The sequence below is a fragment of the [Clostridium] citroniae WAL-17108 genome (assembly GCF_000233455.1).
GTDB lineage: Bacteria > Bacillota > Clostridia > Lachnospirales > Lachnospiraceae > Enterocloster > Enterocloster citroniae.
In genome coordinates this window covers 49,303-62,160 of record NZ_JH376420.1, presented here as the reverse complement: position 1 = coordinate 62,160, position 12,858 = coordinate 49,303, and the positions used below count along the sequence as shown (strand labels likewise).

Genomic DNA, 12,858 nt, shown 5'->3' with positions numbered 1-12,858 from the left:
TTTCAAATGTCAAACAAGAAACAGCAAACAACAAAATTCATAACAAAGGATATACTGAAAAGCTCCATAATGGGGGCATTCCAAAAGCTTGATCCAAGATATATGAGTAAGAACCCGGTCATGTTTGTGGTTGAGATAGGATTTTTTATAACCCTTCTTCTCTGTTTTATCCCAAATCTGTTTGGAGATGTAGATGCCATGGGAGACGGGTTTTCCGTGGCGTCCCTGAGGGCGTATAATGTTATTGTTACCATCATCCTTTTTATCACTGTATTATTTGCAAACTTTGCTGAATCAGTAGCGGAAGGAAGGGGAAAGGCTCAGGCGGAAACCCTTAAGAAGACAAAAAAGGACACCATTGCCCATCTGCTGATGCCGGATGGTTCAGAGACGGACATTCCGGCTTCTGAACTGAAAAAGGGAGATGTGGTGATGGTCAGGATGAACGAGCTGATCCCCAATGACGGCGAGGTCATTGAAGGAATTGCCTCTGTTGACGAATCGGCCATCACGGGTGAATCCGCGCCGGTTACCCGCGAAGCCGGAGGTGACTTTTCCTCCGTGACAGGCGGAACGACTGTGGTATCAGACTGGCTGAAGATAAAAATCGCAGCGGAACCGGGAAGTTCTTTCCTCGATAAAATGATTGCCCTGGTAGAGGGAGCGTCCAGGCAGAAGACGCCAAATGAAATCGCTCTTAACACATTGCTGGTAGGGCTGACTATTATATTCCTGATCGTCATTGTGTGCCTATACCCCTTTGCGGTCTATTCAGGGGTACAGATTCCGGTGGCAACATTGATTGCGCTGATGGTCTGCCTGATCCCTACCACCATTGGAGGGCTGCTGTCTGCAATCGGTATCGCGGGCATGGACCGCGTTACCAGATTTAATGTGATCGCCATGTCAGGAAAGGCTGTGGAGGCTTGTGGTGACGTGGATACAATGATACTTGATAAAACAGGTACCATCACATTTGGCAACCGCCTTGCGGCGGATTTCCGGCCGGTGGCAGGGGCGGATCAACGGGAACTGATTGACTTGGCGGTATTGTCATCGCTGGAAGATACAACACCTGAGGGAAAGTCCATTGTGGAGTTGGGGAAGAAGATGGGGAGCAGGATCGATCTTTCCGTTGAGAAGAACATGGATTTCATCGAGTTTACAGCCCAATCCAAGATGTCGGGAGTTGATCTGGAGGACGGCACCAGGATACGAAAAGGGGCGGGAGAGGCGATCAAGGCATTTGTGAGCGCCCATGGCGGAAAGCTTCCAAAGGATTTGGACACGATTGTAGAGGAAATATCAAAATTAGGCGGAACACCTCTTACTGTTTGCAGAGACAACCGTATTCTCGGCGTCATTTATTTGAAAGATACGGTAAAACCGGGGCTGGTGGAGCGTTTTGCAAGACTTCGGGAAATTGGCATCAAGACCATTATGTGTACCGGCGATAACCCACTAACTGCCGCAACCATTGCAAAGGAAGCCGGTGTGGACGGTTTTATCGCCGAATGCAAGCCGGAAGATAAAATTACTGAAATCAGGAAAGAGCAGGCTGAGGGAAAAATCGTGGCAATGACAGGAGACGGAACCAATGATGCTCCGGCTCTGGCGCAGGCGGATGTGGGACTTGCAATGAATTCGGGGACCCAGGCGGCCAAAGAGGCGGCCAACATGGTGGATCTGGATTCCGACCCGACAAAAATCCTGGAAGTGGTGGAAATAGGCAAGCAGCTTTTGATTACAAGAGGGTCATTGACCACGTTTTCAATTGCCAATGATGTGGCCAAATATTTTGCCATCATACCGGCAATGTTCATGTTGGTGATTCCGCAGATGAACATGTTGAATATCATGAAGCTCACAACCCCATACAGTGCAATCCTTTCGGCGCTTATATTTAATGCCATCATCATCCCCAGCCTGATTCCCATTGCCATGCGTGGAGTAAAATATAAGCCCATGCGGTCTGATAAGATGCTGCTTAAAAATATGGGAATCTATGGAGTGGGCGGTGTGATCGTGCCATTTATAGGAATTAAGATCATCGATGTCATGGTGTCACCGTTACTTGCATTGTTAGGCTTATAAAATCAAGGCAAATAAAACGGCCGGAAGGAGATAAAAAATATGAAATCAGTTATGAAGTATTTAAACAGCGCATTTAAATGTTCCCTGGTTCTGGGCGTGTTATGCTGTGTGGTATATCCGGCGGCATTAACCCTGGCCGGGCAGGCACTTTTCCCAAAACAGGCAAACGGAAGCCTGATTACGGTTACTGTGGACGGCCAGGAACAGGTGGTGGGCTCTGAATATGTAGGGCAGCAATTTGAGGATTCCCGCTTTTTCCACGGAAGGATCTCTTCAGTCAATTATAATTGCTATACAGAGGAGGAAAAAGCAGAGGGCAGCTATGGCGGTGTGTCATCCGGTTCCTATAATTATGGAAATTCCAATCCGGATCTGAAGGCGCGGGTGGAAGCAGACCTGGCCGCCTGGATGAAAGATCATCCCGGTGTGAAACAGGAAGATATACCCTCTGAGCTCCTGACTGCATCGGGGTCCGGCCTGGACCCGCATATAACGGTTCAGGGGGCCAGAGTACAGGTTGGAGCTGTCATGGAAGCCTCGGGCCTGACAGAAGATGAGCTGAATTCCATCATAGACAGGAATACCACAGGTAAGACATTAGGCATCTTCGGTGAAGAGACAGTCAACGTACTTGGCTGTAATCTGGACATAGCGGAAGCGTTGGGCATGATCTCAAGAGAGTAGGGATGATTTATGCAGCGGGCGCAGGTAATTGCGGAGGGGGCGGAAACCATCCCTCCGCTTTTTTGCCGTTTTTCTTTTAGGAACCGTAAGCAAATATTAAAACAATGCCCATAATTCCTGTGGTATAGTAAAGGAAGAATATGGATATCCCGGATATCCAAAAGAATGCAGGGGATGGCAGGTTCAGGAACAAACCGCAGGACCCGGGTAAGGGGGAGAACAGGTGACGGGAATTTATGCGCTGGTCCATATGGCAGTGGATTTATCATGTGCCTTTCTTGTATTTGCCTATGTGGTGGGAGGGGAAGGGTGGTACCTTTGGCTGCTTGTTTATAATTTCTGTGCCTTTGCCATGCAAATGCCCATTGGCGCGGCTGCCGACCGGTTGAACCGCAACGGTATGGTGGCTGCGGGTGGATGTGTGGGTGTCCTGGCCGGGTTGGGACTGGGAGCTGCCGGATATCCCGCTGCCGCTTCCCTGACCGCGGGGGTCGGCAACGCCTGTTTTCATGTGGGAGGCGGGATCGATGTGCTGAACCACTGTGAAAAGAAAGCAGGGCCTCTGGGCCTGTTTGTGGCTCCGGGAGCGTTGGGCGTCTATATTGGAACAGTGGCGGGAAAGACAGGAACGGGTATGGCCATCTGGGTCGCCGGGCTGTTGCTTTTGTCAGCGGTTCTCATCCCTGTGGCCGCAGACAGCCGCGGCTTATGGCGTTCCTCAGGAAACCTGCCTGTCCGGTTTGAAAACAGGGCGCGTTCCCGGCGGATTCTTCTGGCTGTGGGATGCTGCCTGTGTGCCGTTATACTGAGATCTTTTTCCGGCATGGTCCAGAAGTTTCCCTGGAAAGAGACTTTTCCTGGAGGCGCCCTGCTCCTTATATTGTGCGTAGTGCTGGGAAAGATCCTGGGAGGGATCCTGGGGGACCGGATGGGCATCACGAGGACAGCGTTCCTCTCCATGGGCGCAGCCGCGCTGGGATTTCTGTGTTTGGAGCATCCCTTTGGCGGGCTGGGGGCCGTGCTTTTCTGGAACATGTCCATGCCCCTCACACTCTGGGCAGTGGCCGGGGCCTTTCCCGGCGCAAAGGGATTTGGCTTCGGCCTTCTCACATTTGGCCTGTTCCTTGGCTTTTGCCCGGTCTATCTGGAAGGCGCCGGATCAGGGACAAGGAACCTGCTGTCATCTGCCGGTCTTTTCACAGCGGCATCTGCGCCGGCGGGGATGGCGCTCATGGCTGTCCTGTCCCTGTTCCTTCTGGGGTGGGGATTAAGGCAGGTGGTAAACTAATGGGAATATGGATATTAAAAACACTGGCCATATCGCTGGCGCTGACCATTGTGCTGGAACTTGGTTTTGGAATGATCCTTGGAATCAGGAATCCCTGGGATATGACATTGGTGATACTTGTAAACCTGCTGACTAATCCGGCGGTGGTGTTTCTTTATTATGTGAATCTGCTGTATATGGGACAGAACCAGGCAGCGGTTACAGCGGCGCTGGAGATAGGCGCGGCGGCGGCCGAAGGGCTGTGCTACAGGGCGGCATCCAGACGGATCCGCCGTCCCTGGCTGTTTTCAGCAGGGGCCAACCTGTTTTCTTTTACTGTGGGAGCGACCATCACATCGCTGGCCGGCAGATAGAGCGGGAAGGCAGATGCTAAAGGCGGGGATGGAAGACAGAAATAGAAGGCAGATGCTAAAGGCATGAATAAAAGATGGGACCAGAGGATAAGCCGGAGGAGATAAAAAGTAGGAGGAGATCAAGATGAAAAGCGGTTTTGGCGGCAGGACGTGTTGGGGAAGGAAACAGAGGGACAGGAAACGGGCAGAGGTGAAACGGGCAAAGATGGAACGGGCAGAGATGGAACGGGCAGAAGTGCGGTATGCTGTTCCGTGGATTTGGTGCATGCTTTTGGCAGTATCCATCTGTTTTCTGGGCAATGGGACTGCCTATGGCGACGTGATATGGACCCCCAATGACTCCTTTTACGAGGAGCACTATGAGGACTGCGAATATGTGGGACGCAGGTATTATGCCAATGGTTCCAACGGATATGTGACGGTCATGGAACAGCCGGATACAGGGAAGATCATAGACCACATTGCCAATGGAGCGGTGTTTTATGTTTCCATGACCTATGATACCGGGCGTTCCGGGACCTGGGGAGTGGTTCAGTACCGCATGGATGAAAACGGCAGTCCGGTGATGGATTATGGATGGGAGGATGGCGCGGCTGTGGGCTGGATCCCCATGACAGACCTTCTGGTGGTCTACGATGGACAGAGTTTCCGGGAAGAACATAAGGGTGAGCTGCAGGAGACAGACCAGGAATCCATGCCCCGTGTTGAAATGCCGGAACAGGGGATCATTTATCTGTGGCAGTATCCGGGGGCTGAAGACTGGTACAATGAACTGAAGATAATGGAAAGTGATATGCAGTTTGATATGATATATAAGGATCCCAACGGGGATCTGTGGGGGTACTGCGGTTACTATTACGGGAACAGGGATTTCTGGGTCAATCTAAGCGATCCGGGTCAGGACAAAGGCGGACTTGGCCAGCCGGAAGAGCCGACACTGATCCAGGCCGTGTCGCAGGAGGAGCTTCAAGCCCTCCCCAAAACAGGAAGGGCTGAGTACGGACTTCTCCTTCCGGTGGCAGGCATGATCATACTGACCGTGGCCCTGACCGCGTCCCTGATCTACGTAATGACCAGGAAAAAAGGCAGGACATAATCCTGCCCGTTTAACAATATCAGAGCCCGACAGGGGTATGGCCCGCTTAACGGTATTGCAGCTCAACGGGTTACGGCTTGATATAACCGTAACCCTGAGCCTGCCGCTTTACCAGTTCCATCACACCGGCAGGCACCGCAACCACAAAATCTTCCAAATCCGTCTCGGTAAGACCGTTGCCTTTCATTGCATTCCTGCAGGCGGCAAAGGTAACACCCCTTTGATGCAGACCGGCCATTTGGGCCGAGTAACTGCCGGCGCCTCTGGCCGGGGCGTACTCCAGCACTGCTTCGCTGTTGGCCAGTACTTCCACTGTGATGCTTTGACAATCCTCATGGGAATCAGCTGCCTGCAGCAGGTTTTCCACATTGCCCAGAAGCAGCTTCCATTTGGAACGTTCGTCAATATGAAAAATAACCCTATATTCCGTATAATCCATTTCCGTCACCTCTCATTCTCATATCCATATGCGACATATTCCATCATCTGATCTGTTGTCTCATCATCCCGGATGAAATTCATAAGGATGGTATGTATCTTTCTGATGCGCTCATCTTCAGGCCCATCCGGGCCTATGTCAGCGTTCAGTTTTTCACGCATCTGAAACAGGGTGTCCTGCCGGTCCGGCATCTTGAATTTCATGGCCTTGGCAATGGTGCCGATGGCGCAGTAGGCCTCCAGGGGAGATGTCATGGGGGCGGGGGGTTCAAAACGGGCCTTGATATCCAGGGCCATTTTTATAATGTATGACATAGTTCAACACCTCGATCAATTGCTGGGGCACTCCTGGGGATCCGGATATAAAGGGGTCCCCGGAGCACTCCTGTAAACCCTATCATACCACAAATGCGAGGATTTGTGTGAGTTTCCTTTTAAAGGGCAGGGAACAGGGCAATGGGAAGGGGGTACAGGCGTTAAGAAACCGTGAAAATTTCCCCGGAACATCGGGTTCAAATAAATCTCAATTGCTGGAAACATCTGCTTATGGTATACTAAAACGGAAGTCCAGGTGTATGACCTGTGAAAATGACGGAATACTTAAGATATAGGAGTATAATACATGAAAAACCCAAGATTTAAAAATTATATATACTGGGGCACCACCGCCCTTGCCGTGATCGCCCTCAGCGTGGCGTTTGGATTCTTTCTGTCCCGGTTTGAACTGGTATCCGGGGCGCTGGGGAAGATTGCCTCCATTCTGATGCCCATCATATACGGGGCAGTGCTGGCATATCTGATGCTGCCCATTTACAATAAGACAAGAGCATGCACCACGCTGAAGCTGAAGACTGTTATGAAAAGTGAGTCTGCCATCGGAAAGCTGGCCAAGACGGCCGGCACCCTGGTAAGCCTTATTGTATTGTTCGCCATTGTGGCTGGGTTGTTCAGTATGATCATCCCCCAGATCTACACCAGTATCATCGGGCTGCAGGAGAGTATAGGAGAGTATATCAACAACCTGACCCTTTGGATGACCAAGCTGTTTGAGGACAACCCGGATGTCCAGCAGGCTGTTATGCCATATTATGAGCAGGCTGTGGAGGAATTCCAGAAGTGGCTCACCGAGAAGCTGGTCCCCAACATGTCAATGATCATCGGACAGCTGTCCACGGGACTGCTGAACGTGGTTACGGTGGTGAAGAATATATTGATCGGCGTGATTGTCATGGTTTATTTCCTGAATATCAAGGATACCCTGGCAGCCCAGTCCAAGAAGATCATATACAGTGTGTTCAAGCTCAAGGAAGCCAACCGGATCGTAAGTGAAGTGCGTTTTGCCCACGGTGTGTTCGGCGGTTTTATCACCGGCAAGCTTCTGGATTCCCTGATCATCGGGATCATGTGCTTTTTTGCCCTGAAATTCCTGAAAATGCCCTATGTGCTCCTTATCAGTGTGATCATAGGCGTGACCAATGTGATCCCCTTTTTCGGCCCCTTTATCGGAGCCATACCCAGCGCATTCCTGATCCTTTTGGTCAGTCCCATGAAGTGCCTGTATTTCCTCATTTTCATACTGATTTTACAGCAATTTGACGGCAATATCCTGGGGCCGAAGATACTGGGGGATTCCACGGGGCTTCCCAGCTTCTGGGTGCTGTTTTCCATCCTGCTGTTTGGCGGACTCATGGGCTTTGTGGGAATGATCATCGGGGTTCCCACATTTGCCGTTATATACAGGCTTACATCCATGTATGTGAGCAATTCCCTTGTGAAAAAGGACCTGTCCTCCAGAACGGAGGATTATCTGCGCCTGGACCATATAGATGAAGAAGAAAAGATTTATATCGACCGGGACATACAGGAGTAAATGTTCCCGTTGTCTGATACCGGCCGGTATTCGGGCCTGCTTTCCCGCTGTAAGGGTGGCAGGCCCTTTTAAACAGGGAGGAGGTAACTATGAGTAATCTTGAAACTAGGTATCTGGAGCGGTTGTCGGAACTGTACCCCACCATTGCGGCAGCTTCCACGGAGGTGATCAATCTGGAGGCCATTTTGAACCTGCCAAAAGGGACCGAGCATTTCCTGACAGATATCCATGGGGAATATGAAGCATTTTCCCATGTGTTAAAAAATGGGTCGGGAGCTGTGCGGCGCAAGGTAAATGACGTGTTCGGAAACACGCTGAGCAGCCAGGATAAGCAGAAACTGGCCACCCTGATCTATTATCCCAGGGAGAAGATGGCGCAGATCCTGGATCAGGTACATAACAGGGAGGATTGGTATAAGATAACCCTGTACCGCCTCATAGAGGTGAGCAAGCGGGCGGCGAGCAAATACACCCGATCTAAAGTGAGAAAGGCCCTGCCGCCAGAATTTGCCTATGTGATCGAGGAGCTGATCACGGAAAAGGTGGATGTGAGGGATAAGGAATCCTACTACAGCGCCATTGTGCAGACCATCATACGGGTGGGCCGGGCCGGGGAATTTATCGTGGCCCTGTGTGAACTGATCCAGCGCCTCATTGTAGACCATCTGCACATACTGGGAGATATATATGACAGGGGGCCGGGACCCCATATCATCATGGATAAGCTTATGTCCTATCATTCCCTGGACATTCAGTGGGGGAACCATGATGTGCTCTGGATGGGAGCCGCGGTGGGGCAGAGGGGATGCATTGCAAATGCGATCCGCATCTGTGCAAGGTACGGAAACCTGGATATCCTGGAAGACGGATATGGCATCAACCTGCTTCCGCTGGCCACCTTTGCCCTGGACGTCTATGGAAATGATCCCTGCACCTGTTTTGTGCTTAAGGGGACCAACACCTGCAGTCCCAGCGAGACGGACCTGAATATGAAGATGCACAAAGCCATCTCCATTATCCAGTTTAAGGTGGAGGGACAGCTCATCAAGGAGCATCCGGAATTTGAACTGGAGGCCAGGAATCTTCTCCATCTGGTTGATTTTGAGAAAGGCACCATCTGTCTGGATGGGAAGGAGTACCAGATGACGGACTGTCATTTCCCCACCGTGGACCCGGCGGATCCATACCGGCTGACAGAGGAGGAGGAAGGGATCATGGAACGCCTGGTAAAGGCATTCATGAACTGTGAAAAACTGCAGCAGCACATGCGTTTTCTGCTGGCCAAAGGCAGCCTGTACAAGGTATACAACGGAAACCTCCTCTATCACGGCTGCATCCCTCTAAATGAGGACGGCAGCTTTAAGGAAGTTGAGATATACGGGGAAACCTGTAAGGGCAAGGCCCTATATGAACGGCTGGACAGCTATGTTCGCAAGGGTTTTATGTCCACCGACTGTGAGGAACAGAAAAAGGGAAGGGATATCTGCTGGTATATCTGGCTCCATCAGAACTCCCCGCTGTTTGGCAAGGACAAGATGGCTACCTTTGAGCGGTATTTCCTGACAGACAAGGAGACGCACAGGGAGAAGAAGAATCCCTACTACAGCCTTTTGGAGGATGAGGCCACGGCCCGGGCAATATTGGATGAATTCGGACTTTCCCAGGAGGAGGGGCACATCATCAACGGCCATGTGCCCGTGAAGTCAAAAAACGGCGAGAATCCCGTCAAATGCGGCGGAAAGGTGCTGGTCATTGACGGCGGATTTTCACGGGCATACCAGAAGGAAACCGGCATTGCAGGTTATACGCTCAGCTATAATTCCTACGGGCTGATCCTGGCAGCCCATGAACCCTTTGAGTCCACGGAGGCGGCAATAGAAAAGGAAAGCGATATCCACTCGGAGAGCATCATTGTCAAACGGGTGTCCAACCGCAAGCTTGTGGGCGATACGGATGTGGGATGCCAGCTGAAGACAAAGATACGTGATCTGGAAATGCTCCTGGAGGCATATCACACAGGGAAGATCGTGGAGAAATTTCCGGTTCGCCAGGGGATTTAGACCCCGCTTTTGCACTTATTTTCCCGCCGTCCTGAACTGTTACGGAAAACCACAATTTTTCGATTGTGGTAGTTACAATAAGTTGACTTTGGCTTTTCTTTGTGTTATAGTATTCTGCATGATGCAGGTGCGTCACAGGTCAAAGGGGACAGGATGTATTAAAGTCACCCTTATTTTATTTCATTGAGCAAAAGGAGGAAGTAGATATGAAAAAATTCATGGCATTATCAATGGCAGCTGTTATGGTACTTTCCATGGCCGGATGTGGTTCCAAGCCGGCGGAGACGACCACGGCCGATACCACGGCGGCAACAGAGGCAGCGGCCGATACCAGCGCGGCCGATACCACGGCAGCTGAATCAGCAGCAGGTACCGCAGCGTCAGGAAAGAAGTACGTCATCAACACGGATACCACATTTGCCCCATTTGAATTTGAGAATGAGAAGGGTGAGATGGTGGGGATTGACCTGGATATTTTAAAGGCAATTGCCCAGGACCAGGGATTTGAGTATGAAGTGATTCCGGTTGGATTTTCCGCAGCATGTATCGCTCTGGAGTCCGGAGAGTGCGATGGCGTGATCGCTGGCATGTCCATCACAGATGAGAGGATACAGAAATACGATTTTTCTGAACCATACTATGATTCCGGTGTTGGAATGGCAGTGCTGTCCGGTTCCGACATCACTACATATGACCAGTTAAAGGGACAGAATGTGGCTGCAAAGATCGGTACGGAAGGATGCACCTTTGCGGAGTCCATTGCTGACCAGTATGGTTTTGAGGTGACACAGTACGAGAGCTCCTCCGACATGTACCAGGCAGTTCTCAGCGGCGAGGCGGCTGCCTGCTTTGAGGATTATCCTGTAATCGGCTATGAGATTTCCAGAGGCCTTGAACTGACACTTCCCACTGATATGGAAAAAGGTTCTTCCTATGGCTTTGCAACCTTAAAGGGCGCTAATCCAGAACTGGTTGACATGTTCAACAAGGGACTGGAGAACATCAAGGCAAATGGAAAGTATGAAGAGATTCTGAACACCTATATTGCTAAATAAGTACTGCTGGCACACAGCAGTCAATGAGCGCCGGTTGCTGCCAGGAGCAGGACCGGCGCCTGAATGTGAAAACAAATGTTATGGATAAATTTAAAGCAGTTACATGCAGTGGCGCTAAGTGTTTTAAATTTGGCTATAACGGTCCGGCAGCCTGCCGGAGGACACATGCAGCTTATAAAAGAGAAAAGGATGATAGTATGCAGATTATTAACATTTTGACACAGTATTACCCATCGTTTTTTAAGGCATTGGGAATCACCATGCAGATGACGGTCATTTCACTTCTTTGCGCCACGGTCCTGGGAGTGATCTTTGGACTGTTTAAGGTCTCTGACTTTAAGGCGCTGAAGGTGATTGCCAATTTTTATATTGATATCATCAGAGGAACGCCGCTTCTGGTGCAGGTCTATATCATGTACTATGGAGTGGGCAGTATGCTGCGTCCCTTGGGGTTCCAGTGGAACCTTTACGGCGGGGCCTTTACGGCAGGCTGCGTGACCCTGAGCCTGAATGCGGGCGCCTATATGGCCGAGATCATCAGAGGCGGCATTGAGGCTGTGGACAAGGGACAGATGGAGGCGGCCAGAAGCCTTGGACTGTCCTACGGCAAGGCCATGAGAAAGGTGATCCTGCCCCAGGCATTCCGCACCATGCTTCCCACCATCATTAACCAGTTCATTATCACGCTGAAGGATACATCCCTGATTTCTGTCATCGGCCCAAGGGAGCTTACACAGAACGGCAAAATCATTGCCGCCAATGCCAGTTCCATGGTAATGCCCATTTACCTGGCCGTGGCAATTTTCTACCTGGTTGTATGTACCATACTGTCCAGGATGGCAAAATATGTGGAGAGGAGAGTGTCCTATGGAAAATAAGATTTCAGTTAAGAAACTCCAGAAAAGCTTTGGGGATCTGGAAGTTTTAAAGGATATCAATATTGAGATAAGGGAAGGGGAGGTCGTGTGTATGATCGGGCCTTCCGGCTCGGGTAAAAGTACGTTTCTGCGTTGCCTTAACCGTTTGGAGAGGATCACGGCAGGTGATGTTGTGGTGGACGGCCATCCGATTTCCGATCCCAACACCAATATCAACAAGGTGCGTGAGAACATTGGCATGGTGTTCCAGCATTTTAACCTGTTCCCCCACCTTACGGTGCGTGAGAACATTACGTTGGCTCCCACGGAGCTGAAACTTCTGAACAAGGCTGACGCGGACAAAAAGGCAATGGAGCTTCTGAACCGGGTGGGGCTGGCTGATAAGGCGGATGCATATCCGGGACAGCTCTCCGGGGGACAGAAGCAGAGGGTGGCAATTGCCCGTTCCCTGGCCATGAATCCGGATGTCATGCTCTTTGATGAGCCCACCTCGGCCCTGGATCCTGAGATGGTAGGAGAAGTTTTGGAGGTTATGAAGCAGCTGGCAGCCGATGGCATGACCATGGTGGTGGTTACCCATGAGATGGGATTTGCCAGGGAAGTGGCCGACCGGGTGATCTTTATGGATGAAGGGTATATTGTGGAGGAAGGCACGCCTGAGGAGGTATTTGGGAACCCCAGGGAGGAGCGTACCAGAAGCTTTTTAAACAAGGTATTGTAGAGATGGCAGGATGAATATAAGAGAACATATAAAAAAATTTCCAAATTTTATAAAATCTGCTTGAAATATCGGGAAGATGTGGTATAATATCAGTGTTGTGCAGATGTAGTTCATCGGTAGAACACCAGCTTCCCAAGCTGGGGAGGCGGGTTCGATTCCCGTCATCTGCTTACACTGAGGGCCTTGTGAATACAGGGCCTTTTTTGTTTCTTAAAATCATCAAAACGGCAGGAGATTTTTACACAGGAGAATTTTTCTCCCTCAAAACTTGCCAAAACAATACAAATATGTTTTAATACTATAAGATGAAACGTACGTATG

At 50.5% G+C, this 12,858-nt stretch carries 12 protein-coding genes and 1 tRNA gene; 11 read left to right on the top strand and 2 right to left on the bottom strand.

Annotated features, from left to right (window positions below; genetic code table 11):
- Positions 1–6 precede the first annotated feature (6 nt).
- The 5 genes from kdpB (at position 7) to HMPREF9469_RS00270 (ending at position 5,515) form a co-directional block, all read left to right on the top strand.
- Positions 7–2,094 carry a potassium-transporting ATPase subunit KdpB gene (gene kdpB, locus HMPREF9469_RS00290; protein ID WP_007857947.1) on the top strand — a complete coding sequence of 696 codons (2,088 nt, stop codon included), beginning with the start codon at positions 7–9 and terminating at the stop codon, positions 2,092–2,094.
- Between the two features lie 39 nt (positions 2,095–2,133).
- A complete protein-coding gene (kdpC, locus tag HMPREF9469_RS00285; protein ID WP_007857946.1) occupies positions 2,134–2,778 on the top strand; it encodes a K(+)-transporting ATPase subunit C in 645 nt (214 codons plus the stop codon).
- A 223-nt stretch (positions 2,779–3,001) separates the two neighbouring features.
- Positions 3,002–4,066, top strand: coding sequence for an MFS transporter (locus HMPREF9469_RS00280; protein WP_007857945.1), 1,065 nt, complete (start codon positions 3,002–3,004; stop codon positions 4,064–4,066).
- Positions 4,066–4,419, top strand: coding sequence for a hypothetical protein (locus HMPREF9469_RS00275; RefSeq protein WP_007857943.1), 354 nt, complete (start codon positions 4,066–4,068; stop codon positions 4,417–4,419). Before HMPREF9469_RS00280 ends, HMPREF9469_RS00275 begins: the two co-directional genes overlap by 1 nt.
- A gap of 124 nt (positions 4,420–4,543) precedes the next feature.
- Positions 4,544–5,515 (top strand): hypothetical protein, encoded by a 972-nt coding sequence (locus HMPREF9469_RS00270; protein ID WP_007857941.1) that lies wholly within the window; start codon positions 4,544–4,546, stop codon positions 5,513–5,515.
- Positions 5,516–5,585: 70 nt separating this feature from the next.
- On the opposite strand, the gene HMPREF9469_RS00265 is transcribed toward HMPREF9469_RS00270, so the two are convergent.
- Both HMPREF9469_RS00265 and HMPREF9469_RS00260 read right to left on the bottom strand, forming a co-directional pair.
- Positions 5,586–5,954, bottom strand: coding sequence for a DsrE family protein (locus HMPREF9469_RS00265; protein ID WP_007857939.1), 369 nt, complete (start codon positions 5,952–5,954; stop codon positions 5,586–5,588).
- A gap of 5 nt (positions 5,955–5,959) precedes the next feature.
- Positions 5,960–6,268, bottom strand: coding sequence for a DUF3837 family protein (locus HMPREF9469_RS00260; protein WP_007857938.1), 309 nt, complete (start codon positions 6,266–6,268; stop codon positions 5,960–5,962).
- Positions 6,269–6,575: 307 nt separating this feature from the next.
- On the opposite strand from HMPREF9469_RS00260, the gene HMPREF9469_RS00255 reads away from it, so the two are divergent.
- The 6 genes from HMPREF9469_RS00255 (at position 6,576) to HMPREF9469_RS00230 (ending at position 12,707) form a co-directional block, all read left to right on the top strand.
- Positions 6,576–7,823 carry an AI-2E family transporter gene (locus HMPREF9469_RS00255; protein ID WP_007857937.1) on the top strand — a complete coding sequence of 416 codons (1,248 nt, stop codon included), beginning with the start codon at positions 6,576–6,578 and terminating at the stop codon, positions 7,821–7,823.
- A gap of 89 nt (positions 7,824–7,912) precedes the next feature.
- A complete protein-coding gene (locus tag HMPREF9469_RS00250; protein ID WP_007857934.1) occupies positions 7,913–9,883 on the top strand; it encodes a fructose-bisphosphatase class III in 1,971 nt (656 codons plus the stop codon).
- Between the two features lie 206 nt (positions 9,884–10,089).
- On the top strand, positions 10,090–10,938 hold the full coding sequence (locus tag HMPREF9469_RS00245; RefSeq protein ID WP_007857930.1) for a transporter substrate-binding domain-containing protein: 849 nt from the start codon (positions 10,090–10,092) through the stop codon (positions 10,936–10,938).
- Between the two features lie 197 nt (positions 10,939–11,135).
- Entirely contained in the window at positions 11,136–11,816 is a 681-nt protein-coding gene (locus tag HMPREF9469_RS00240) for an amino acid ABC transporter permease (RefSeq protein WP_007857928.1), read from the top strand.
- Complete coding sequence (locus HMPREF9469_RS00235; RefSeq protein WP_007857927.1) at positions 11,806–12,537, top strand: amino acid ABC transporter ATP-binding protein; 732 nt, start codon at positions 11,806–11,808, stop codon at positions 12,535–12,537. The genes HMPREF9469_RS00240 and HMPREF9469_RS00235 overlap by 11 nt, the downstream gene beginning before the upstream one ends.
- 99 nt (positions 12,538–12,636) lie before the next feature.
- A tRNA-Gly gene (locus HMPREF9469_RS00230) sits at positions 12,637–12,707 on the top strand.
- The last annotated feature ends 151 nt before the right edge of the window (positions 12,708–12,858 follow it).